At 71.2% G+C, this 21,784-nt stretch carries 21 protein-coding genes; 12 read left to right on the top strand and 9 right to left on the bottom strand.

What is annotated here, in order from left to right:
- The first annotated feature begins 37 nt into the window (after positions 1-37).
- The 4 genes from EWH70_RS12795 to EWH70_RS12810 all read left to right on the top strand — a co-directional run bounded on the left by EWH70_RS12795 (position 38) and on the right by EWH70_RS12810 (position 3,218).
- On the top strand, positions 38-1,639 hold the full coding sequence (locus EWH70_RS12795; RefSeq protein ID WP_130475580.1) for an amidohydrolase: 1,602 nt from the start codon (positions 38-40) through the stop codon (positions 1,637-1,639).
- The gene (locus EWH70_RS12800) at positions 1,636-2,088 is read left to right on the top strand and encodes a GNAT family N-acetyltransferase (RefSeq protein ID WP_130475581.1); all 453 of its coding nucleotides are present in this window, start codon (positions 1,636-1,638) and stop codon (positions 2,086-2,088) included. Before EWH70_RS12795 ends, EWH70_RS12800 begins: the two co-directional genes overlap by 4 nt.
- A gap of 4 nt (positions 2,089-2,092) precedes the next feature.
- A complete protein-coding gene (locus EWH70_RS12805) occupies positions 2,093-2,776 on the top strand; it encodes a metal-dependent transcriptional regulator (protein ID WP_130475582.1) in 684 nt (227 codons plus the stop codon).
- 112 nt (positions 2,777-2,888) lie between these two features.
- Positions 2,889-3,218 (top strand): transcriptional regulator, encoded by a 330-nt coding sequence (locus tag EWH70_RS12810; protein ID WP_130475583.1) that lies wholly within the window; start codon positions 2,889-2,891, stop codon positions 3,216-3,218.
- On the opposite strand, the gene EWH70_RS12815 is transcribed toward EWH70_RS12810, so the two are convergent.
- The 4 genes from EWH70_RS12815 to EWH70_RS12830 all read right to left on the bottom strand — a co-directional run bounded on the left by EWH70_RS12815 (position 3,160) and on the right by EWH70_RS12830 (position 7,657).
- Positions 3,160-4,389, bottom strand: coding sequence for a pyridoxal phosphate-dependent aminotransferase (locus EWH70_RS12815; RefSeq protein ID WP_130475584.1), 1,230 nt, complete (start codon positions 4,387-4,389; stop codon positions 3,160-3,162). The two genes, EWH70_RS12810 and EWH70_RS12815, sit on opposite strands and share 59 nt — an antisense overlap.
- 33 nt (positions 4,390-4,422) lie before the next feature.
- Positions 4,423-5,844: a DUF4153 domain-containing protein gene (locus EWH70_RS12820; RefSeq protein ID WP_130475585.1), complete on the bottom strand. Its 1,422-nt coding sequence runs from the start codon at positions 5,842-5,844 to the stop codon at positions 4,423-4,425.
- 122 nt (positions 5,845-5,966) lie between these two features.
- Entirely contained in the window at positions 5,967-6,968 is a 1,002-nt protein-coding gene (locus tag EWH70_RS12825; protein ID WP_130475871.1) for a sensor histidine kinase, read from the bottom strand.
- A 5-nt stretch (positions 6,969-6,973) separates the two neighbouring features.
- Entirely contained in the window at positions 6,974-7,657 is a 684-nt protein-coding gene (locus EWH70_RS12830; RefSeq protein WP_130475586.1) for a response regulator transcription factor, read from the bottom strand.
- Between the two features lie 149 nt (positions 7,658-7,806).
- Here EWH70_RS12830 and EWH70_RS12835 point away from each other — a divergent pair, with 149 nt between their 5' ends.
- Positions 7,807-8,556, top strand: a complete 750-nt coding sequence (locus EWH70_RS12835; RefSeq protein ID WP_130475587.1) for a DUF2786 domain-containing protein — start codon at positions 7,807-7,809, stop codon at positions 8,554-8,556.
- 15 nt (positions 8,557-8,571) lie between these two features.
- On the opposite strand, the gene EWH70_RS12840 is transcribed toward EWH70_RS12835, so the two are convergent.
- A complete protein-coding gene (locus tag EWH70_RS12840; RefSeq protein WP_130475588.1) occupies positions 8,572-9,327 on the bottom strand; it encodes an SDR family oxidoreductase in 756 nt (251 codons plus the stop codon).
- Positions 9,328-9,470: 143 nt separating this feature from the next.
- Here EWH70_RS12840 and EWH70_RS12845 point away from each other — a divergent pair, with 143 nt between their 5' ends.
- Positions 9,471-10,466 carry an ABC transporter substrate-binding protein gene (locus tag EWH70_RS12845; protein ID WP_130475589.1) on the top strand — a complete coding sequence of 332 codons (996 nt, stop codon included), beginning with the start codon at positions 9,471-9,473 and terminating at the stop codon, positions 10,464-10,466.
- A 63-nt stretch (positions 10,467-10,529) separates the two neighbouring features.
- On the opposite strand, the gene EWH70_RS12850 is transcribed toward EWH70_RS12845, so the two are convergent.
- Together EWH70_RS12850 and EWH70_RS12855 are read right to left on the bottom strand one after the other, a co-directional pair.
- Positions 10,530-11,915, bottom strand: coding sequence for an FAD-binding oxidoreductase (locus EWH70_RS12850; protein ID WP_130475590.1), 1,386 nt, complete (start codon positions 11,913-11,915; stop codon positions 10,530-10,532).
- 97 nt (positions 11,916-12,012) lie between these two features.
- A complete protein-coding gene (locus EWH70_RS12855) occupies positions 12,013-12,567 on the bottom strand; it encodes an adenine phosphoribosyltransferase (RefSeq protein ID WP_130475591.1) in 555 nt (184 codons plus the stop codon).
- A gap of 423 nt (positions 12,568-12,990) precedes the next feature.
- On the opposite strand from EWH70_RS12855, the gene EWH70_RS12860 reads away from it, so the two are divergent.
- The 3 genes from EWH70_RS12860 to EWH70_RS12870 are packed head-to-tail and all read left to right on the top strand — an operon-like array spanning position 12,991 to position 16,583.
- Positions 12,991-14,457 carry a DNA-3-methyladenine glycosylase 2 family protein gene (locus EWH70_RS12860; RefSeq protein ID WP_130475592.1) on the top strand — a complete coding sequence of 489 codons (1,467 nt, stop codon included), beginning with the start codon at positions 12,991-12,993 and terminating at the stop codon, positions 14,455-14,457.
- Between the two features lie 15 nt (positions 14,458-14,472).
- Entirely contained in the window at positions 14,473-14,973 is a 501-nt protein-coding gene (locus EWH70_RS12865; RefSeq protein WP_130475593.1) for a methylated-DNA--[protein]-cysteine S-methyltransferase, read from the top strand.
- 44 nt (positions 14,974-15,017) lie between these two features.
- The gene (locus EWH70_RS12870) at positions 15,018-16,583 is read left to right on the top strand and encodes a carboxylesterase/lipase family protein (protein ID WP_130475594.1); all 1,566 of its coding nucleotides are present in this window, start codon (positions 15,018-15,020) and stop codon (positions 16,581-16,583) included.
- Positions 16,584-16,591: 8 nt separating this feature from the next.
- Here EWH70_RS12870 and EWH70_RS12875 read toward each other — a convergent pair whose 3' ends face one another.
- Positions 16,592-18,799: a terpene synthase family protein gene (locus EWH70_RS12875; protein WP_130475595.1), complete on the bottom strand. Its 2,208-nt coding sequence runs from the start codon at positions 18,797-18,799 to the stop codon at positions 16,592-16,594.
- Positions 18,800-18,983: 184 nt separating this feature from the next.
- On the opposite strand from EWH70_RS12875, the gene EWH70_RS12880 reads away from it, so the two are divergent.
- Entirely contained in the window at positions 18,984-19,796 is an 813-nt protein-coding gene (locus tag EWH70_RS12880; protein WP_130475596.1) for an SWIM zinc finger family protein, read from the top strand.
- On the opposite strand, the gene EWH70_RS35450 is transcribed toward EWH70_RS12880, so the two are convergent.
- Complete coding sequence (locus EWH70_RS35450; RefSeq protein ID WP_165436255.1) at positions 19,736-19,906, bottom strand: hypothetical protein; 171 nt, start codon at positions 19,904-19,906, stop codon at positions 19,736-19,738. The genes EWH70_RS12880 and EWH70_RS35450 overlap by 61 nt on opposite strands.
- A gap of 316 nt (positions 19,907-20,222) precedes the next feature.
- Between EWH70_RS35450 and EWH70_RS12885 the strand changes: the two genes are divergently transcribed.
- Both EWH70_RS12885 and EWH70_RS12890 read left to right on the top strand, forming a co-directional pair.
- The gene (locus tag EWH70_RS12885; RefSeq protein WP_130475597.1) at positions 20,223-20,687 is read left to right on the top strand and encodes a DUF4262 domain-containing protein; all 465 of its coding nucleotides are present in this window, start codon (positions 20,223-20,225) and stop codon (positions 20,685-20,687) included.
- A 56-nt stretch (positions 20,688-20,743) separates the two neighbouring features.
- On the top strand, positions 20,744-21,775 hold the full coding sequence (locus EWH70_RS12890; RefSeq protein ID WP_240686960.1) for a YhjD/YihY/BrkB family envelope integrity protein: 1,032 nt from the start codon (positions 20,744-20,746) through the stop codon (positions 21,773-21,775).
- Positions 21,776-21,784 lie beyond the last annotated feature (9 nt).

Here is a 21,784-nt window from a genome sequence, read left to right on the forward strand (position 1 = left end):
CTAGACGAACGATCGATCGATCGATAGATTGGCGAGCATGCTGGTCGACGCGGTTTACGAGAACGCGAACATCTGGACCGGTGTATCCGGGCAGCCACGCACGTCGGCGCTGGCGGTGCTGAACGGGCGGATCGTCGCGCTGGGCGAGCAGGCCGGGGAGCTGGCCGCGCGGCGTCGCGTCGACCTGGACGGCGCCGCGGTCGTCCCCGGCTTCCACGACGCGCACAACCACATGGGCTGGTTCGGCGTCGGCCTCGACGACGTGCCGCTCGGGCAGTGCCGCAGCGTTGACGAGGTGTACGCGGCCATCGCCGAACGGGCCGCTCGGGTGGAGCCGGGCGGGTGGGTCGTCGGCAGCGGCTACGACCAGAACCGGCTGGCCGGGGAACACCCCACCCGGCACGGGCTCGACCGGGTGGCGCCCCGGCACCGGGTCCGGCTCAAGCACACCTCCGGCCACATGACCGTGGTCAACACGCCGGTGCTGGACGAGCTGGACCTGCGGGCTGTGCCGGTCGGTGGCGACGTCGTGCTGGGCGAGGACGGCACGCCCACCGGGCTGCTGCGTGAGCAGGCACAGCTGCTGCTGCGGCCGTTGCTCTACCCGACGCCGGTCGGCACGCTCGTGCGCGGCCTCGGCAGGGCGTCGCGGCACTACCTCGCCGAGGGCATCACCAGCGTGCAGGAGGCAGGCGTCGGCGGCGGTCTGGTCGGCGAGACACCGGCCGAAGTCGCGGCGTACCAACGTGCCCGCGAGGAAGGCGAGCTCGGCGTGCGGGTGACCCTGATGGTCGCCTCGACGGTCCTGCACGAGCTGGACGCCGGTGCCGGGTTCGGGCTCGACCTCGGCCTGCGCAGCGGGTTCGGGGACGAGTGGCTGCGGATCGGGCCGATGAAGCTGTTCGCCGACGGCTCGCTGATCGGCCGCACGGCCGCCATGCACGACGACTACACGGGCGACCCCGGCAACCGCGGCTACTTCCAGACCCCGGAGGACGAACTCACCGAGACCATCCGCAGGGCCCACCTGGCAGGCTGGCAGATCGCCACGCACGCCATCGGCGACCGGGCCGTCTCCGTTGTGCTGGACGCCTACGCTGCCGCGCTGGCCGAGCACCCCCGAGCAGACCACCGGCACCGCATCGAACACTGCGCCGTGCTCTCGCCTGCCGACCTGACCCGGCTCGCCGAGCTGCGCCTGATCCCGTCGCCGCAGGGCCGGTTCGTCAACGAGATCGGCGACGGCATGCGGGCGGCACTCGGCCCGGAGCGCGAGAACTGGTGCTACCGGTTGCGTAGCCTTCTCGACGCCGGATGCGTGCTGCCGGCCAGCTCGGACCGGCCGGTCGTCGACGGCGCCCCGTTGCTGGGCATCCGCGACATGGTGCACCGGCGGACCGCCGGTGGTTACCTGCTGGGTGCCGAGGAGCGGATCACCCCGGAACAGGCACTCCGGGCGTACACGGCCGGGTCGGCGTACGCCGCGTTCCGCGAACGGGACGTCGGCACGCTGGAGGTGGGCAAACTGGCCGATCTCGCGGTGCTGTCGGACGATCCCACGGATGCCGAGGGGCTGGAGCGGGCGCGGGTCGTGGCCACGGTGGTCGGCGGCGAGCTGGTGTACCAGGAGGGAATGTGACGGTCAGGGACGCGGTGGCCGCGGATCTGGAGGAGATCTGCGCGCTCATCGAGGAGCACGCGGTCTACGAGGGCCGCGACGACCTGAAGCTGGACCGCGCCGAGATGGGCGGCTTCCTGTTCGGGCCGGACCCGAAGGCGTGGGTGCTGATCGCCGAGCCGCCCGGTGAGCCCGGCGTGGTCGCCGGGTTCGCGTTCTGCTCGTGGAACTTCTCCACCTGGGAGGCCCGGCCGGGTATCTGGCTGGACGACCTGTTCGTCCGTCCGGCCCACCGCAGGCACGGTCTCGGCCGTGCTCTGCTCGACGAACTGGCCGCTCGCACACCCGGCCGCGTCGAGTGGGACATGCAGGAGGGCAACGAGCGGGCGGAAGCCTTCTACGGGCAGCTCGGCGCCGAGCCGGTGCCCGGCTGGGTTCGGTATCGCTGGCGTCCCCGCCACGTACGCTAGGGGTATGTCAGAGCACGTCTCCCGCCGGTCGTCGTCCATCGAGGACTACGTCAGGGCCATCTACGGCCTGGTGGAACGGGGCGAGGCCGTGACCAACACGTCCCTGGCCGGACGACTGGAGGTCAGCCCGTCCTCGGTGTCCGGGATGCTCACCAAGCTGGGCCAGGAGGGCCTGGTCGAGCACGTGCGATACGGCCGGATCGAGCTGACCGGCGAGGGCAGGCTGCTCGCCCGCGCCGTGCTGCGGCGGCACCGGCTGATCGAGACCTACCTGGTCTCCGAGCTGGGCTACACCTGGGACGAGGTGCACGCCGAGGCCGACTCGCTGGAACACGCGGTGTCCGACCGGCTGGTCGCGCGCATCGCGGCCAAGCTCGGCAACCCGGTGCGCGATCCGCACGGCGACCCCATCCCCGCTGAGGACGGCAGCGTGGAGGAACTGTCCACGCGGCTGCTCGACGAACTGCCGGCCGGCGCGGTCGGCGAGATCGTCCGAGTCTGGGACACCGACCCCGACCTGCTGCGTTACCTCGCCGACAACGCCATCGCGCTGGGCAAGCGGATCGAGGTCGTCGAGCGGCAGCCGTTCGGCGGGTCGATCGTGGTGAAGGTGGGCTCACCGCCGGACGCGGCGACCCACGCGCTCGGCAAGGAGATCGCGCAGGCGCTCAGCGTCGCCGTCCGCTGATTCTGTCCACTGTGGACATATGCGCGTGGGCTTGATTTCCCTTTGATACCAAGCATGGTGATCATGCGGGTCCGGGAATAGGCTGGTGCGCTCATCAAGGAAGGTGGCGTCGATGATGACCACCCAGCGGGTTTCCGAGCCCTCCGAAACCCTTGAACTGCTGTTGGCGACCGGCCCGTTCGCCGCCGCGCTACGAGCCGCGATCCGCGCGCGGGGCCTCGGCCTTGAGCGGATCCGGTACCGCCTGCGGGCCCAGGGCGTCCCGGTCAGCCTCGCCACGCTGAGCTACTGGCAGTCGGGTCGCTGCCAGCCGGAACGCCCGGGGTCGATCGCCGCGCTGCGTTGTCTGGAACAGTTGCTGGAGGTGCCGCCCGGTTCGCTGGTCAGGCTCCTCGGCCCACCGCGCCGAGCGCATCGCGCAGCTGTTCCAGGCTCGCGCTGATCTGCGGCAGCCGCAGCGGGTCCTCGCTGCGCAGCGCGGTCCAGCGCTGCTCGGCGTCCTCGCCGTAGAGCAGGCTGGTCGCGACCCGGAACCGCAGCCGCGCGGGGTCGTCACCGAACTCGGCACCGGCCAGCACGCCGACGCCGTGCTGTTCCAGCAGGTGCTCGGCGAGTTCGGCGCCGGTGGCGAAGCGGTCGCGGAGATGTTCGAGGTCCGGGTAGAGGTAGAACGCGCCCCGCGGCGGCCGGCAGGTCGCGCCCGCGGCGACGAACTCGGCGTGTACGGCGGTCGCGACGGCACGGTGCAGCCGCCTGCTCGCCGCCACGTGCTCGCGTACCGGCGGCGGATCGCCCGCAACGTAGGCGGCCACCGCCTGCATCGGCGACGGCAAGCTAGACCAAATTTCGCTCGCCACGCCCAGCACGCCCTCGTAGAGACCGGGCAGTGGCGGGTCGGGCAGCCGGGCGAACCCGATCCGGTACCCGCCGAGTGCGACGCTCTTGCTCAGCCCGCCGGTGACGACCGTGCGTTCCGGCAGTTCCAGCGCGGGGCTGTGCACCGGCTCGTCGGCCAGGTCGCGGTAGATCTCGTCGGAGATCACCACGAGCCCGTGCTCGCGGGCGACCGCGCACACCTTGGCGACCAGGTCGGCGGAGGCAACCGTGCCGGTCGGATTGTCCGGCAGGGTGAGGATCAGGATGCCCGGTTCGGCTCCCGCCGCGCGGGCCGCCCGCAGCTCCTCGGCCAGCAGGCCGGGGTCGGGAACGCCGCCGGCTTCGGCCGGCACGTCGACGCCGATCACCCTGCGTCCTGCCAGCGCGGCCTGCGCCGCATAGCTGACCCACGCCGGCCGCGGCAGCACGACGTCTCCCGGCAGCACCGTGACCAGCGCGAACAGCAGTGCCTTGCTGCCGGGCGCGAGCAGGACCTGCGCGGGGTCGGTCGGCAGGCCCCTGCGGCCGAACCACTCCGCGACCGCCGAGCGCGCGGCCGGCGACCCGGCGACCGGGCCGTAACCGTTGCGGCCGGCCGCCCCGGCGAGTACCTGTTCCACCTCGGGCAGCACCGGCAGCCCGGCCTCGCCGAACCCGAGGTGCAGCACCGGGCGGCCCTGCGCCTTCAGGGCGCGGATGCGCTCGTCGACCGCGAGCGTTGCCGAGTGGCGGATCATGTCCTGCTCCTCTCCCTGCCGGCCCCCGTTCGATCACGGGTAGCGCGGGTAGCAGTCGCCTGCGACGGGCGTACGAGTGACCACCTCGACCGCCTCGGTGCGGCCGATGGTCCATTCGTACCAGGACCGTTGCCCGTACTGCTCGGGCCGGTGCCGCAGCACCGCGCAGGCCCGTAGCTCCAGCGGGAGCCGGGTGTAGGCGGGCACGGCGTCCAGCGACAGCCCGGACAGGTAACGCACGTCCAGCCTGCCGGTGCGTTCCCAGCGGTCGATGTTGCGGTCGGCGATGAACCGGTCGGGATTGAGCAGCGCCAGCCCGAGCAGCACCGCGAACCCGGTGCCGGCGATGGCCCTGGACAGCCACGACGGCCGTAGCCGGATACCGGCGACGATCACCAGGACGTAGACCACGCCCAGCCACAGCTCGCAGGCCATCACACCCAGCCGCAGCACGGTGAAGCCGTAGGCCTGCTGGTAGGTCCACATCCGGAAGACCGCCGACGCCACGATCACCAGCGTCAGCAGGCCCAGCGTCGCCACCAGCGACCGCAGCCAGGTGCGGTTCGCCGCCGTGCCGGTGTCCGCCCAGCGCAGCACGAGCGTGATCACGCCGAGGGTGAGTACGCTGACCGCGCACAGCTGCCAGAAGCCGCCCCTGGCGTGTTCGGCGTAGGTCAGTCCGGACGTCCGCAGGACGTAGCCACTGCCGCCGAACAGGGCCACCAGCTGCACCGCCACGTACACCCCGAACAGCACGCACAGCACGCCGACCGGCAGCGCCCAGTCGGTGCGCCGCAGCGACAACCGGCCGCGTAGCGGGGCGGCGGCAGCCGGAACGGGACGGGCCACCACCACGTAGCACGCGCCCGCCGTCCCCGCGGCGACCAGGCAGAACGCGACCACCGTCCGGGCGACGGAATCCGGCCCGACCGCCGGCACGAGTGCGGACAGCAGGTCGGCGAAGCGCTCGTCGGCGCCGGACAGCAGCGGGACGAACACCAGGAGCAGGGCGAGGCTCACCAGCACCGGAGCGACCGTTCGCCGCCCGCCGCCGGTACCGCCACGTCCGGCGACACCGCGGGCCAGCCAGCCCAGCCCGATCAGCCCGCCGACCGGCACGGCGAGCGTCCCGAACACCAGGTCACGCAGCGACCGTCCGCCAGCGACCGCGAGCGAACCCGCCGCGCAGCCTGCCAGCAGGCACAGGGAGACCAGCCAGCCGGAGGTGCGCAGCGCGGCGACGGCGAACAGCAGCACCGCCGTCACCGCCCATCCCCAGCGGGCGATCCGGCCCGGCCCGGGCATCGGGTCCGCGGTCATCGGGGTCGTCTCGACCGGGCTGCGCCGGAGTGCGAAGACCGTCGCGGCGGCCGTCGTCACGGCCACGAGCGGCCAGCCGATGCCGGGGCCGCCCAGGGGCAGGGCGACTCCGGCGGCGATTCCCGCTGCCGCCACGGCCACCACCACGGCCGGGGCGGCCGTCGGGCGGGGGCGGACACGCGGCAGCCGGTGCAGGACCGGGGGTGAAGAGGGCAGGGTCGACCGTGAATCGGGCACGAATGGTCCTTTCGCGGATGTCAGGAACGGCCGGGCAGGGTGACCCGGATGCGGCTGCCTTCGCCGACGACGGCGATGCGCCCGCCGTGCAGGTCGGCGACCCAGCGCGCGATGGCGAGGCCGAGTCCGGTGCCGCCGTCGGCGGCCCGTTCGCCTCTGGTGAAGCGTTCGAAGACCCGTTCGCGGTCCTCGGGTGCGATGCCGGGCCCGTCGTCGGAGACCTCGATCGCCAGTTCGCCGCCGGTCGTGCTCGCGGCGCGCACGCTGACCTCGCCACCGGCGGGGCCGTGGCGTACGGCGTTGTCCAGCAGGTTGGCCACGACCTGGTGCAGGCGTTCCCGGTCGGCGTAGGCACGCGCGTCCTCGGGCGTCACGTGCACCTCGAACCGCACGCCCCGGCCCTGCGCGGCGGCCGAGACCCTGGCCTCGGCGACCGCCTCGGCCAGCAGCGGCGCGACGTCGAACTCGGCGCGGCGCAGCGTGTGTGCCCCGGCGTCGATGCGGGAGAGGTCCAGCAGTTCGGTCACCAGCCTGCCCAGCCGCTCGGTCTGGCCGAGTGCGGTCCGCAGCGTGGCGTCGTCGGGTTTGGTGACGCCGTCGACGAGGTTCTCCAGCACGGCCCGCAACGCGGTGACGGGCGTGCGCAGCTCGTGCGAGACGTTGGCGATCAGCTCCCTGCGCCTGGCGTCGGCGTCGGCGAGGTCCTCCGACATCTGGTTGAAGGCGCGGGCCAGCTCGCCGACCTCGTCGCGGGAGGTGGCGCGCACCCTGCGGGTGTAGTCGCCCTTGGCCATGGCCCGCGCGGCGGTGGTCATCGCACGCAGTGGCCTGGTCATCCCGTGGGCCAGCAGCTGGGTGGTGACCAGTGCGAGCACGATGCCGCCGATGGTGGTGCGCCACGGAATCCAGCCGATCTGCCAGCGGAAGAACGCGAACGCGACGGCGGTCGACGCGGCCACCAGGATGCCCAGCTTGAGCTTGATCGACCGGATCGGGTCCAGCGGGCGGGGCAGGAACTCCATGGCGTTCACCTGGGCACCTCCAGTGCGTAGCCCACGCCGTGGACCGTGCGGATCAGGTCGGAGCCGAGCTTGCGCCGCAGCGCCTTGACGTGGCTGTCCACCGCGCGCCCGCCGGACCCGTCCGGCCAGCCCCTGACGTCGCTGAGCAGCCGGTCCCTGCCCACCACCGCGCGGGGACGCCGGGCGAGCTGGGTCAGCAGGTCGAACTCGGTCGGCGTGAGGTGTGCCTCGACGCCACCCCGCCGCACCCGCCGCTCGGTCTGGTCGATCTCCAGATCGCCGACCACGATCCGGCTTCCGGCCGCCGTGGCCGAGCGGTCCACTCGCCGGAGCAGTGCCTGCACCCGTGCGGCGAGCTCGCGGATGGAGAACGGTTTGGTCAGGTAGTCGTCGGCGCCGACGGCGAGGCCGACGAGCAGATCGGTCTCCGCGTCGCGGGCGGTCAGCATGAGAACGGGCACCGGCTGCTCGGCCTGGATGCGGCGGCACACCTCGAGACCGTCGAAGCCGGGCAGCATCACGTCGAGCACGACCAGGTCCGGTCGCAGGTCGGCGCAGGCGGTCACGGCCGACGGCCCGTCGTGGACCACGTCGACGGTGTGTCCCTCGGCCCGCAGTCGTGCGGCCACCGACTCGGCGATGGTCGGGTCGTCCTCGACCACCAGGACTCGTCGTCCGGCTCCGTTCATGCCGGCGACTCTATGCAGCGGACGTGGAGGCGGGCGGGCCGAGTTGTGGAGATCGTGTGGAGATTCCGGTGCCGCCCGCGGAGCACCACAACCCAAACACGCCGACCCCCCAATACATTCCCACCCCCCACTACCCCCCATGCGAACATATGTTCGTGCCCAAAAACACCGAACTACTCGACAAGGTCCGCAAACTACTCGCCAAGGCGGAGAATCCGGCGGTCACCGAAGCGGAGGCCGAGGCCTACAACGCGAAGGCCGCCGAACTCATTGCGCGCTATGGCATCGACAGGGCGGTTCTGGCCGCCACGGGAGGTGATCCCGACGAAATCGTCGGTCTGACAATCAATCTGGAGAACCCGTACAGCAGGGACAAGGCCTACCTGGTCGGCTGTGTGGCCGACCCGCTGCGGTGCCGGGTCGTCCTGACCCTGGTCGGTCAGCGGGTGAAGTCGGTGACCGTGTTCGGCTTCCGCTCCGACGCGGAGCGGGTCGAGCTGCTGTTCACCAGCCTGCTGCTGCAGGCGTCCACGCAGCTGACCCGGGTACGCCCGGACTGCCTGACCGGCAGGCGGCAGTCCGTCGCCGCATACCGCCGCACCTGGCTGAGCGGGTTCGGCAACGCCGTGCGGCAGCGCCTGCTCGAGGCCGAGATGCGCGCGGCCCGCGAGTACGACGCGGCAAGCAACGGCGGCCCGTCCACGGAGCTGGTGCTGCGTGACCGGGAGCTGATGCTGGACGAGGCCTACCAGGCCGAGTTCGGGCAGGTGAAGTTCGCGACGCCTCGCCAGCTCAGCGGGACCGGCTACGGCGACGGACTGGTGGCGGGCAAGGCCGCCGACCTCGACGGCGTCGGCCTGCGGGACGGCGCGTCCCGCGACGCCCTGCCGGTGCGATGAAGGAGGTGGGTGTGTTCAGTTCTCCCGGTGTACCTGGAAGGCGGCGAAGCTCTGTGCCACCGGCATCAGCTCGATGGTGTTCACGTTCACGTGTGCGGGTTGTGTGTTCGCCCAGTACACCGCCTCGGCGACGTCGTCGGCGGACAGCGGCTGCATTCCCGAGTACACCGTGTCGGCCTTGCTCTCGTCGCCCCCGAAGCGGACGACTGAGAACTCGGTCGCGCTCATCCCCGGCTCGACACAGGTCACCCGGACGCCGGTGCCGTGCAGGTCACTGCGCAGGTTCAGGCTGAACTGGTGGACGAACGCCTTCGTGGCGCCGTAGACGTTGCCACCGGGGTAGGGGTAGGTGCCGGCGATCGAGCCGATGTTGATCACGTGGCCGCGACCGCGTGACACCATCCCGGGCAGCACGGCCCGGGTCACCTGCACCAGTCCGCGGCAGTTGGTGTCGAGCATCTGTTCCCAGTCGTCGAGGTCGGCCTGGTGGGCCGGTTCGAGGCCCTTGGCCAGTCCGGCGTTGTTGACCAGCAGGTCGACCTCGGCGAACTCGGACGGCAGCTCGGCGACCGCGCGCTCCACATCGGCCCGCCCGCGGACGTCCAGTTCGATCGTGTGCACCCGGTCGCCGAGTTCGGCGGCCAGGTCGGCCAGCCGCTCCTTCCGGCGTGCGGCGATGATCATCCGGGCGCCCTCGCGAGCGAAGCGCCGGGCGATGGCCTCCCCGAAGCCAGAGCTCGCGCCTGTCACGAAAACGGTCTTGTCCTGCATGCCGTCGTCCCCTTGCCGCGTCAGCGTGTGTAGAGCCGGGTTCGATGATGGTCGGTCGCCGGCCGCGCGGCACAGGGGGGTGTGATGACCGTCCAGTGACTGGGACGTTGACAAGTCCACAACGGGCAAGGTTAGGCTAACCTGTGCTCAAGATCCGCCGCCTTGCCGCGCTCAGTGTCGCGCTCACGACCGCCGTCACGTTGGCCGCCTGTGGCGGCGCGGAGGAGCCGCCCCCGGCCGAGGGCGGGCAGGCGCAGGGCGCCTTCCCGGTGACGCTCCGGAACGCGTTCGGGGAGACGCGGATCCCGGCGAAGCCGCAGCGGGTGGTCACCCTGGGTATCAACGACTACGCCGTGGCCACCGCGCTGGGCGCGAACGTGGTCGGCTCGGTGAAGTACTACTACCCGGACGTGCCGATGGCGCCGTACGTGCCCGCTCCCGCGCCCGAGGTGCTGGGGCTGGACAGCAACGGCATCTCACTGGAGAAGGTCGCCGAGTACGACCCGGACCTGATCCTCGCCACCAGCGGTATCCAGCTCGACAAGTCCATGTACGACAAGCTCACCGGCATCGCCCCGACCGTGGCGTTCGAGAAGGAGCTCTACGGCTCGACCATGGAGGCCGACGCCCTGACCATCGGCCGGGCGCTCGGTGAGCAGGCCAAGGCCCAGGAGCTGATCAACGCGGCGGGCGCCGCCGTCGCCAGGTTCAAGGCCGAGCTGCCGCGGATCGCCGGCAGGAGTTACCTGTTCGGGCAGGCCCGCGGGCCGGTGCTGCCGATGGTGGTCGGCAAGGACAACCTGTCGACGAAGTTCATGACCTCGCTGGGCATGAAGGTGCCGGACGCCTTCGCCAACGCTCCGGCCAACGCCGACCTGGCCCCCGGGACCATCGGCCTGAGCTACGAGCGGGTCGAGGAGCTGGATGCCGCCGACGTGCTGTTCATGACGTTCGCCGGCCCCGGCGACCAGCAGACGTTCGAGTCGAACGAGCTGGTCCGCCGGCTCGACCTCATGCGGGCAGGCCGGTATCAGGCCACCAGTATCCACACGGCGGTCATGCTGCAGGCGCCGAATGTGGTGGGTGTCCAATGGCTGCTCGATCAATTGCGGCCCACGCTGCAGAAAATCGGCGCGTGATTTCCGGTCCCGCGGGCATGCTCATTTTCCGGAACCGGAGTTATTCGATTCCGGAAAATGAAATCAGGCCGCCGGTGGAATGTGGTGATTGGGCCGGAACAGGTCGGCCGGATCGTAGGCGGTCTTGACTGCCGCCAGCCGCGCGAAGCTTTCGTCCGAGTAGCCACTGCGCACCTCGTCGACGGTCGTGGCCCGGAAGGTCATTCCCAGCGACCTGCGCACGCCGCCGGGCGCGGCCGTCGCGAGCAGCCCGCTGTGCACGTCGGCGACCGCTGCCTGGTCGGTGCCGTCCAGGCCCGACAGCACCTGCAGCAGGTAGCTCGCGTCCCGGTGCCCCACCGCGTTGGCGACGTCCGGCTGCCTCCCGGCGCCGCCACCGAGGTGCCGTAGCTGGATGACACACGGCACCGGAGCCCCGGGCACCGAAAGGTCCGCGATGCGGTCCACCGTCTCGTCGGTGACCTCCGGCAGCAACGCGGTGTCGCCGACGTAGGCGTGCGGGAAGTCCGGCTCGGCGTGGATCGAGCCGCTCGCGCGATAGGGCAGCTCGCCGAGCGTGTCGGTGAGTCGCGGTCCGATCGCCCGCAGTGGCGCGACGAGCTGTTCCCCCTCGGCGGCCGGCCCGGTGAACGCGACCCGGACGTGAACGAGCACCCGGCCCCGGAACGCCTCCGGCACCGCCGGAATGTCGGGGAACGGCACGATCCCCACCGACGACGTCACGGTGTCCGGCACACCTGCCGTCCAGCCGAGCCAGGTACGCAGCACCCGCGGGATGAGGTCTCCCGCGAAGTGCATCCCGCCCCCGTACAACCGGGTCACCGGCACGAGGTCGATCTCCATCGCGGTGACCACGCCGAAGTTGCCGCCACCGCCACGCACGGCCCAGAACAGGTCCGGGTCGCGATCCACCGTCACGCGGCGAGCAGTCCCGTCGGCGGTCACGAGATCGAGGCCGCGCACGTGGTCGGCCGCGTAGCCGTACCTGCGTGCCATCAGCCCGAGACCGCCCGCGACCGTGTAGCCCACCGCCCCCACGTGCGGAGAGCTCCCGCTCAACGGAGCCAGCCCGTGCTCGGCGGCGAGGTCGAGCACCTGGTGCCAGCGTGCGCCGGCGCCGACATGCGCGGTACGCCTGCCAGGGTCGATCCGCACACCGGACAGCTGCCGGGTGTCGATGAGCAGGCTCGGGCCCGACGTCGTGCCGGGTGCCTGACCGTGCCCGGTCGACTGCATCCCCACCGTCATTCCGGTGCCGGCCGCGATCGTCACCGCGGCGCGCACGTCCTCGGCCCCGGTGGCGCTGACGATCACGCCGGGCTCGTGCCGCGCCGCCGCCTGGAAGCCCGCCAGGGCGTCGGCGAAGCCACCGGTGCCTGGCGAGTGCACCGGGCCTGCCACCGCCCGAGCCAGCGCCGACGTCACATCTGGGTTCACGGAAGTGCTCATGAACCCACCCTGAGCGTGCCCACGCCAGAAGTCCAAGACCTAGTTGCTCTATAGGTCAGAAGCAGTGGTTATGGAGATCGGTCGTTATGTGTGCTTGTCAATCAACAGTGATCAGGACGTCCAGCGGGACGCCGCCGAGGCCGTGCTCGATCCTCGCCCGGCCGCCGAGGAATCCCAGTTCGAGCAACATGGCCACGCCGACGACGGTCGCGCCCGCCCGGCGCACCAGCCGCAGGCCCGCCGCCGCGGTGCCGCCGGTGGCGAGAACGTCGTCCACCAGCAGCACCCGGTCCTGCTCGGTGAAGGCGTCCTGGTGCACCTCCACCTGAGCAGTGCCGTACTCCAGTTCATAGCTTTCGGTCAGGGTCGCGGCCGGCAGCTTGCCCGCCTTGCGAATCGGCACGAAGCCGACTCCCGCACGGATTGCCACCGGTGCCGCGAGGACGAATCCCCTGGCCTCCAGACCCGCCACCTTCGTGGCGCCGTACCGGGTGCAGAGGCCCGCCAGTGCCTCGACCAGCTCCGCGAAGGCTGCCGGGTCCGCGAGCAGCGGCGTGATGTCCTTGAACGTCACGCCGGGCTTGGGAAAGTCCGGGATGTCCCTGATGTGCCGGAGGAGCCGCCGGCCGAGCGTGGTCTCCGGTGTGGTCATGGCCATCCTTTCCTGATCGGGCCCGGGCGTGCTCCCCGCACGCGGCCGGCTCAGCCTAGGCCAGCCGCGGTGTTCGCTCATGGCCGCCACGTTACGGCGGTGGGAAGGGCGGGACATCGATCGTTCGTCGATGGTTGCCTGCGACTTTCGTCGATGATCCGGCGTCCGGGAAATACGACGGAAGAGACGGTGGTCCGTAACTTTCCGCCGATGTCCTGGCGCCGTGCCGGCCGTAGCGTGGCGGTCATGAGAACAGCTGGTCCTATGTGGACGAGCGGGCGAGCGGGCATCGGCACGGAACGGAGGTGGTCGACAGGACGGTAGGAGCGGGCGCATCACCGCCCTGCGGAGTGTGCGCCGGTGCGTCAGGTAGATGTCGCTTTTTCGCCAGCCGAACCCGGGCGGTTCGGCGATGCTGGTGACATGTACGAGGACGTGGACCGGTGTGTGCGAGCGGTGCGGTCGAAGGACGCGCGTTTCGACGGCTGGTTCTTCACAGCGGTGGTCACCACGGGCATCTACTGCCGGCCAAGTTGCCCCGTGGTGCCGCCCAAGGTGACGAACATGCGGTTCTATCCCAGTGCCGCGGCCGCGCAGCAGGCCGGCTACCGGGCCTGCAAGCGGTGCCGGCCGGACGCCACGCCCGGCTCGCCACTCTGGAACGAGCGTGCCGACCTCGTGGCCAGGGCGATGCGGTTGATCGCGGACGGCGTGGTCGACCGTGACGGTGTCCCGGGGCTCGCCGCCTCGCTCGGTTACAGCGTCCGCCAGGTGCAGCGACAGCTGCACGCCGAGGTGGGGGCCGGCCCGCTGGCGCTGGCGAGGGCTCAGCGTGCCCAGACTGCCCGGCTGCTGATCGAGACCAGCTCGCTGCCCATGGGTGACGTGGCGTTCGCCGCCGGGTTCGCCAGCGTGCGTGCCTTCAACGACACCGTGCGTGAGGTGTTCGCCCTGTCGCCCAGTGAACTGCGATCCCGTGCCGCCCGCGGTGCGCCGGGTGGCGCGGGCACGGTGGTCGTCCGGCTGCCGTTCCGCACGCCGTTGTGTCCGGACAACCTGTTCGGGCACCTGGTCGCCACGGCCGTTCCCGGCGTGGAGGAGTGGCGCGACGGTGCGTACCGGCGGACCCTGCGTCTGCCGCACGGTCACGGCATCGTGGCGCTGCGCCCGAGGGCGCGGTACGTGGAGTGCCGGCTGACGCTGAGCGACCTGCGGGACCTGTCGACCGCGATCGCCCGGTCCCGCCGGCTGCTCGACCTGGACGCCGACCCGGTCGCCGTCGACGAGGTGCTGGGCCAGGACCCGGCGCTCGCCGCGGCGGTGGCCTCGGCTCCCGGCCGACGGGTGCCCAGAACGGTGGACTCGGTCGAGTTCGCCGTCCGGGCGGTACTGGGGCAGCAGGTCTCCACCGCGGCGGCACGGACCCACGCGGCACGGCTGGTGCGCGCGCACGGTGAGCAGGTGAGTGACCCGCACGGCGGGCTCACGCACCTGTTCCCCGGAGCACCGGAGCTGACGGAGATCGACCCGGAGAGCCTGGCGCTGCCCGGGAGCCGTCGGCGGACGGTGGCGGCCCTGGCCGGCGCCCTGGCCGAGGGGGAGCTCGACCTCGGGGCAGGCGCGGACTGGGCGGCCGCCCGGGCGCGGCTGGCCGAACTGCCGGGCGTGGGCCCGTGGACGGTCGAGACCATCGCCATGCGCGCGCTCGGTGATCCGGACGCGTTCGTGCCGGGCGACCTCGGAGTACGGTCGGCCGCTCGTGAACTCGGCCTGCCGTCGACACCCGCGGCGCTGACTCGCCACGCCGCGGCATGGCGGCCCTGGCGTGCCTACGCCGTGCAGTACCTGTGGGCAACAGGTGACCACAGCATCAACCGGCTACCAGCCTGAACGAAAGGAAGGACGATGGAACGCACACACACGGTCGTCGACAGCCCGGTGGGGCCGCTGACGCTCGTCGCCACGGACGGCACGCTGTCCGGGATCTACATGGACGAGCAGCGGCACCGGCCGGACCAGTCGACGTTCGGAGAACGGGACCCCTCGGCGTTCGGAGAGGTGACGGAGCAGCTCGCCGAGTACTTCGCCGGTACTCGCACCGACTTCGAACTGGAGGTGAACTTCGGCGGAACTCCGTTCCAGCGGACGGTCTGGACCGCCCTCACCGGGATCGGCTACGGGGAGACCGTCACGTACGGTGAGCTGGCCGAGCGGATCGGGCGCCCCACCGCGGTCCGGGCGGTCGGCCTGGCCAACGGCAAGAACCCAATCTCGATCGTGGTGCCCTGTCATCGGGTGATCGGCTCGTCCGGTGACCTCACCGGCTACGGCGGCGGTATCGAACGGAAGCGTTTCCTGCTGACCATGGAGGGCGCCAAGCATTTCAATGCACCCGCATTACTTTGACGCGGAGTGAGGTCATACAGTTGCATTGAACTGAAGGGGGTTCGATGCGGCGAGTGGTCGTGGTGGGGATGCTGCTGGCATTGGTGGCCGGCTGCAGCGGCGATCCGGCACCCGCCCAAGCGCCGCCGCCCGGGCCGGTGGTGACGACGGACAGCGGGCAGGTCCGCGGAGTCGCGACCGACCGGTACCGGCTCTTCCAGGGGATTCCGTACGCCGCGCCACCCGTTGGCGGACTGCGCTGGCGTTCGCCGCAGCCTGCCGAGGCATGGGCCGGGGTCAGGGACGCCACGGTGCCGGGAGCCCGGTGCGCACAGCGTGCGTCGGCAGGCGGCAACGCCGCCAGCACGTCCGAGGACTGCCTGTTCCTCAACGTGACGGCCCCCGTGGCGGCGTCGCCGGCGACGCCGCGGCCGGTGCTGGTCTGGCTGCACGGCGGGGGGTTCGTCGAGGGAGCGGGCAGCGACTTCGACGCCCGCCGTATGGCCGTCGACGGCGACGTGGTCGTGGTCACCCTGAACTACCGGCTCGGGATCTTCGGGCTGCTCGCGCACGACGCTCTCACCGGCTCCGGTGGGTACGCGATCGAGGACCAGCAGGCCGCCCTGCGCTGGGTGCGACGCAACGCGCAGGCGTTCGGCGGTGACCCCGGCAACGTCACGCTGGCCGGTGAGTCCGCAGGCGGCAAGAGCGTCTGCGCCCAGCTCGCGTCGCCCTCGGCGGCCGGTCTGTTCGAGCGAGCGGTCCTGCAGAGCGCGCCGTGCGCCGGCACGGTCCCGAGCGGCCTGATGTTTCCCGGGGTGCCGGCGTTCCCGCAGTGGCCATCGGTCGCCGACCGCGAGCCGGACGGGGCGAAGGTTGCCGCCGAACTGGGCTGCGCCGACCCCGCCACCGCCGCGGACTGCCTGCGGGCGGTGCCGGTGAACGCGCTGCTGGACAAGCACGACCGGTTCCTCTCGCCCGCTCACGGCAATCCGGTGCTGCCGTTCGGTCCCGACCCGGCCATCGCCGAGGGGCGGGTCCTGCCGGTACCCGTCCTGGCCGGGTTCACCAGGGACGAGATGAGTGAGCTGGCCGTGGTATCGCACGACCTCGCGGGTAAGCCGCTCACCGCGCAGCGCTACACGGAGCTGCTACGGGAGGCGTTCGGGCCGGCGGCCGAGCAGGTGGCCGCGGAGTACCCGCCGTCGCGGTACGCCTCGCCCAGCCAGGCGTGGGCGGCGGTGAGCACGGACCGGGTCTTCGCCTGCCCGGCAGTCGGCTACACCACGCGGTTCGCCGCCCGGATGCCGACGTGGGCCTACGAGTTCGCGGAGCCGGGCCCGCCCGTTCCCGGTATGACCTTCCCCGCCGGCGCGGCTCATGCGGCCGAGCTGCCCTTCCTGTTCCCGAACTTCGACACGACGGCTCCGGCCCTGTCGAGCCGGATGATTCGGTACTGGGCCGCCTTCGCGCACACCGGCGACCCGAACCGCCCCGACCAGCCCGCGTGGCCGCGGTACGGGCCCGGTGCCACCGCACTCCGGCTCGCCGGTGGCGGTGGACTTGTCGACCTGGCCGCCGAGCACCGCTGCGGCTTCTGGCAGACGGTGCCCGACCAGACCGTTCCCTGAGCGCCGGCTCAGGGAACGGGCACCAGCCGGCGTAGCCGCGCGGCCGAGGTACCCAGCCCGGTCGGGCCGGTCGGCAACCGCAGGTCGGCGGCGAGGTGCCGATGCAGGTCCGCTTCGCTGTAGCGATGGCAGCCCTCGTGCCAGTTGTGGATACCCGACATCCAGTGCTTGAGCTGTTCCGCGTAGTCGAGCACGGCCCGGCGGGCGCCGGAGTCCAGGCCGAAGTCCGTGAACATGGCGGGCAGTTCGACGGCCAGCACGTGCTCGAACTGGTGCAGTCGCGCGGTCATCAGGTCGGCCACCACCTGCTTGGCACGATCCTCGGCGCAGTCGAGGAAGTTGCGCACCACCAGCACGGCGTTGTGCACCTCGCCCTCGAACTGGATCTCCTTCTGGTATGAGTACAGGTCGTTGAGCAGGCAGGCGTAGTCAGCGGCCGAGTTCTCCATGGACGTGAACGGCCTGCTGCGGAACACCTCGTCGGGCACCGCGTGGTCCTTGGTGAGCCGGCACAGGTCCATCGTGAAGTCCGCGCCGAACGTCCTGCGGCGCATCTCGACGTAGTCGACCGGATCCGGGACGCGGTTCTGCCGCTGGTTGTCCAGCTCCCACACCCAGGCATCCAGCATGACCTCGAGCGAGGTACGCAGCCTGCGCCGGTGGCCGGGGGTCATCCCGTCCGCGGTGCGGAACCACAGGTCGGCAAGCCCGCGCTCCAGCGCGTCGGTGGGTGCCGGCGTGGGCTCGTCGCCGACCGGCAGGAACCGCTTCAGCCGTGCGGTGCACATCTTCGCGGGCGTCAGGTCGGGGTTGCGGCCGAAGACGCGCGGGTAGTAGTCGTCCCCGTAGGTTCCCCAGGCGAGCCACCCGGAGGCCAGGTCCAGCTCCTCCGGTGTCGCGTCGGGATGGAGCCCGGCCGCGCACAGCGGAAGGTCGTAGGCACGCAGCTTCGCCTCGTCCCAGACACCGGGCACCGGATCGAGGATTCCCATGCGGCGCGCCCACTCGACGACGTTCTCCCGCGCCACGTCCAGGTGCGGACTCATGCGCAGCTGGAACGGCTGGTGGATTTCCGGCCGCCACGGATCGACCGTCGCGAACGGGACATGGCTGAAACTCCGCAGCCGCTGCCCCGACGTCGCCAGCAGCGAAGGAACGATCCGGCTGGCCGACACTCCAATACCCTTCGGCCCACCCAGAACCGGCCCGGAATCGGCCATCCCCTCGTTCATGTACCGGCTGGAGCGCAGGTGCCACTCGTGCCCACCGGACTGCCAGTCCTGCAGGCCCTTGATGTAGGCCATGAGATCCCGCTGTGCCTTCGGATCGAGACCGTTCTCGACGACCAGCGCGGGCAGCTCGGTCAGCGCCGTGTGCTCGAACTGGTGCAGCCGCGACGTCAGCAGGTCGTTGACCGACTCCGCGGCCTCCTGCGTGCTGCAGCCGAGGAACTTCTCGAAAACCAGCACACCGTTGCTGAGCTCGCCCTCCTCCCGCACCTCACGTTCGTAGGAGAACAGGTCGTTGCGCAGGTGCACGGCGTCGGCGAACGTGTCGCGCAGGACCTCCAGCGGCCGGCTCGCCGCGACCGCCGAGGGCACCTCCGCGCCGGCCGCGTGCTCGACCAGGTTCGCCGACCACGGCGCACCGCCGACCTTGCGGCGCATCTCGATGTACTCGATGGGGTTGGCCACCCTGCCCTCGTTGATGTTGGCCAGTTCCCACAGCGACTCCTCCAGGAGGTTGCGGGTGCTGTCCACGAACCGCCTGCGCCAGGTGGTGCTGTGCGCGGGGATGGTGCGGTTCCACAGATCGGCCAGGCCGCGTTCGACCGGGTTCTCCGGCTCCGCGGTGATCTCACCCTCCACCGGCATGAACTCGCGCAGCCGGTCCAGGTACGCCTTCGCGCCGGTCAGGTCACGGGTGCGCTTGTACAGCTCCAGGAAGTGATCGTCGAAGTAGAAGACCCACACGTACCAGTCGGTCACCAGGTCCAGCGCGGGAGCCGGTGCGTCGGGATGGGTGTACGAGCACAGCAACGCGTAGTCGTGCGCGTCGAAGTCCCGCTCGTCCCAGATCGCGGTACCGTTCTGCGGCACGTCGATCATGTCCATCTCGTACGCCCACGCCTTGCTGTGCTCGCGCGCCCGCTCCAGGTTCGGGTTGAGGCGAGCCGGATAGGGCATGTAGAACTCGGGCAGTTCGAACGGCCGCATCTTCGCCACTTACCTGCCTTTCCGTCGCTGGACCCCAGTAGGCAACCAACTCCGAACGGGCAGGCCAAGGTGCTGTGCACGGACAACACACGATCGAGGACGGGGTTCGCTCAGCTGGCCCAGCCCGCCTCCCGGGTGTGCCCCCACCGTTGTCCTGGCCGGGTGAGCCTGGCACTGTCGGGGTATGGCGATTCTGCTGACCGAATGGTCCATCCGGGGAGCGGCCGACCCGCGGACCTTCGACCGTGGACGCGACGTGTTCGAGTCGGGCAGCATCCGGCGGATCCTCGTCGAGGGGGAGACCGTGACGGCAACGGTCGCGGGCGCCAGGCCGTACCGCGTTCGTCTGCGGCTGACCGACGGGGGACTCGAGGGCGTGTGCGACTGCCCGCAGGGGCAGGACGAGGTGTTCTGCAAGCACTGCGTGGCCACCGCGCTGGCGTGGATGCGGGGCATGCGTTCGTCCATTGTGGACGCGCACGCGGTGCTGCCGGACCTTTCCGAGCTACGGCAGGCGATCCGGTTGCCCGACCCGTGGCATGCCTACTCCTACTTCGAGCGGGTCAACGCGGTGCTGGACCGGCTGGCCGGTAGCGGCGACGCCGACGCGGTCGCCGACCTGGTCGAACACGCCCGGCTGCTGCTCATCGAGGCGAGCGAGGCGCGCGACGAGGAGGACAGCGGCTTCACCGCGGCGGTGACCAGGTGCGAGGAGATCCACCTCGCCGCCTGCCTGGCGGGTTCGCCCGACCCGGTCCGGCTGGCGGACACGGTCGTGACCCGCGCGCGGTCGCTCGACTTCGAGGATGCCGCCGAGGTCGTGCCCGCCTACTTTCCCGCCCTGGGCCGCGCCGGCCTCGCCCGGTGCCGGGAGTTGCTGGAGGCCGCGCTCGCCGACCTGCCGGGTGGGCCGGCGTCGGTCTTCGACAGCAGGCGCTACGCCATCGCGGCGGTGCTGGACGCCGCTGCCGAGCACGAGCGCTCGGCGGTCCGCTGACGTGGCCGGGCCGGCAGGCGGTCGTTGAGTTCCACCAGCAACGGCCCGAGCGCCATCAGCCCGAGCAGCAGCAGTGCGACGGCGATTCCGATGATGCCGATGACCGACATGGGGTGCTCCTTGCCTTGACTGCCTCCAGTCTCGGCCTTCACCCGGGGCCTTCACTTCGGTCGATGGGCCAGATCCGGGTCGGCCAGTCGGCCGACCGGGATATTCCCTGAGACGGGTGACGCCGTCGCTCGACCGGCCCAACGCCGGAGCCGGCCGTAGCGACGCGCGTTCGGCAGCGAATCTCGATGGTGATCATCGTTGCGCCATCGGTAGCCCGCCGGCCGAACCGTCGGTCATCGGCTCACGACGCCTCCGGAGCACAGTGTCGGTCCCCTCCCGCATGGTGTTCGCAGGAACCACGAGGAGGGGGAACCGATGTGCTGGATATGCGACGACCCGCGGCTCACCGTGCGGGATTACCTGGAGGAGTGCGCGGCGATGATCGCGCGGAACGGGTGGATGGTGCAGGGGGTCGAAGGCGGCCGGTATCCGCCGTGGGCCTACACGGTCGGGCTCACCGGCTACGACCTGCCCGAGCTGGTGATCACGGGAATGCTGCCGGAACGGGCGGCCGGAATCCTCAACCAGCTGGCCCGCGGCGTGCTGGACGACGGGCCACCCGTTCCGGGCGGGAGGGTGCCGCTGCCGGACGGCACGTTGGCCGAGACCGTCCGGCTCACCGAGCCGTCGGCCCACCTGCGGACCGCGGTCGGAATCTACGGCGGCCGGATCCGGGCCAGGCAGCTCGTGCACCCGGACGACCGCGGGCACTGGCCGTGGGATCCCGGATACCGGGCAGGCCGCGGCGGGCAGCCGGTGCTGGGAATGCGGGGTGGATGAGTCCGGACGCGGCGGGGCGCCTTGGCCGTCCCGGCGGGCGCGGGTTAGTAATACGCGTGAGCACCCAGCAGAGCACCGCGTCCGGCTGGCGCCGGTTCCGCGCGCGTTACCGGTGGTTCGACCACCTGGTGCGGGCGGTGGACCGCTACGTCGACTACCACGGTTACCACTACGTCGCCTCGATCACCTACTTCAGCGTGTTCTCCATCGTCCCCATGCTGATGGTGGGGCTGTCGATCGCGGGTTTCGTGCTGGCAGGCCAGCCGGAGCTGCTCGGCCAGATCACGGAGGGCATCCTGCGGGTCGTCCCGGACTCGCTGGGCCCCACCGCGCGGGACCTGGTGACGAAGCTGATCGAGAACCGCACCCAGGTCGGCGTGTTCGGTCTGGTCATCGGCCTGTACTCGGGCTGGAACTGGATCAACGCCCTACGTGACGCCCTGACGGCCATGTGGGACCAGCAACGCGTCGACCCGCCGCTGCTGCGGATGATCCTGGTGGACTTCCTCGCGTTGCTGAGCCTGGTCCTGGCTCTGATCGTCTCCTTCGGCCTCACCGCCGTCGGCGGCGCGCTTGGCACGTTCCTGCTGCGGCTGACCGGGCTGGACCACACCGGGGTGGCGTCGGTCCTGCTGACGATCGGTTCGGTCGTGCTCGCGCTGGTCGCCAACGCGCTGGTGTTCCTGTGGGTGCTGACCCGCCTGCCGCGGACACCGGTCGGCATCCGGAGCGCGGTCCGGGGTGCGCTGGCGGCGTCGGTCGGCTTCGAGCTGCTCAAGCAGGCCGGGAGCATCTACCTGCGGTTGATCGGCAACTCGCCGACGGGCGTGGCGTTCGGCTCGGTCATCGGTGTGCTGTTCTTCATCTCGCTGGTGTCGCGGATGGTCGTGTTCATCACCGCGTGGACGGCCACCGCCCGCGACGCACCGGTGCCGGTGAAGCCGCCGCCACCGGTGATCGTCCGGCAGGTGGTGGTGCCGCCGCGCCGGACGGCCGTCGCGGTGCCCGCTCTCGCCGGGGTGGTGACCGGCGTCGTGGCGACGCTGACCTTCCTACGTGCCGGTCGGGCCCGTCGGCGTCTGGACTGACGAGCCCAA

It is taken from the genome of Amycolatopsis suaedae, assembly GCF_004214935.1.
GTDB lineage: Bacteria > Actinomycetota > Actinomycetes > Mycobacteriales > Pseudonocardiaceae > Amycolatopsis > Amycolatopsis suaedae.

Excerpts from the sequence above, each read along its gene's own strand:
- EWH70_RS12870 (WP_130475594.1), top strand. The coding sequence starts at position 15,018 with ATGCGGCGAGTGGTCGTGGTGGGGATGCTGCTGGCATTGGTGGCCGGC.
- EWH70_RS12850 (WP_130475590.1), bottom strand. The coding sequence starts at position 11,915 with ATGAGCACTTCCGTGAACCCAGATGTGACGTCGGCGCTGGCTCGGGCG.
- EWH70_RS12830 (WP_130475586.1), bottom strand. The coding sequence starts at position 7,657 with ATGAACGGAGCCGGACGACGAGTCCTGGTGGTCGAGGACGACCCGACC.
- EWH70_RS12825 (WP_130475871.1), bottom strand. The coding sequence starts at position 6,968 with ATGGAGTTCCTGCCCCGCCCGCTGGACCCGATCCGGTCGATCAAGCTC.
- EWH70_RS12815 (WP_130475584.1), bottom strand. The coding sequence starts at position 4,389 with ATGATCCGCCACTCGGCAACGCTCGCGGTCGACGAGCGCATCCGCGCC.
- EWH70_RS12885 (WP_130475597.1), top strand. The coding sequence starts at position 20,223 with ATGTGCTGGATATGCGACGACCCGCGGCTCACCGTGCGGGATTACCTG.
- EWH70_RS35450 (WP_165436255.1), bottom strand. The coding sequence starts at position 19,906 with ATGTCGGTCATCGGCATCATCGGAATCGCCGTCGCACTGCTGCTGCTC.
- EWH70_RS12810 (WP_130475583.1), top strand. The coding sequence starts at position 2,889 with ATGATGACCACCCAGCGGGTTTCCGAGCCCTCCGAAACCCTTGAACTG.
- EWH70_RS12795 (WP_130475580.1), top strand. The coding sequence starts at position 38 with ATGCTGGTCGACGCGGTTTACGAGAACGCGAACATCTGGACCGGTGTA.
- EWH70_RS12875 (WP_130475595.1), bottom strand. The coding sequence starts at position 18,799 with ATGCGGCCGTTCGAACTGCCCGAGTTCTACATGCCCTATCCGGCTCGC.
- EWH70_RS12805 (WP_130475582.1), top strand. The coding sequence starts at position 2,093 with ATGTCAGAGCACGTCTCCCGCCGGTCGTCGTCCATCGAGGACTACGTC.
- EWH70_RS12880 (WP_130475596.1), top strand. The coding sequence starts at position 18,984 with ATGGCGATTCTGCTGACCGAATGGTCCATCCGGGGAGCGGCCGACCCG.
- EWH70_RS12865 (WP_130475593.1), top strand. The coding sequence starts at position 14,473 with ATGGAACGCACACACACGGTCGTCGACAGCCCGGTGGGGCCGCTGACG.
- EWH70_RS12835 (WP_130475587.1), top strand. The coding sequence starts at position 7,807 with ATGTTCGTGCCCAAAAACACCGAACTACTCGACAAGGTCCGCAAACTA.
- EWH70_RS12860 (WP_130475592.1), top strand. The coding sequence starts at position 12,991 with ATGTACGAGGACGTGGACCGGTGTGTGCGAGCGGTGCGGTCGAAGGAC.
- EWH70_RS12840 (WP_130475588.1), bottom strand. The coding sequence starts at position 9,327 with ATGCAGGACAAGACCGTTTTCGTGACAGGCGCGAGCTCTGGCTTCGGG.
- EWH70_RS12855 (WP_130475591.1), bottom strand. The coding sequence starts at position 12,567 with ATGACCACACCGGAGACCACGCTCGGCCGGCGGCTCCTCCGGCACATC.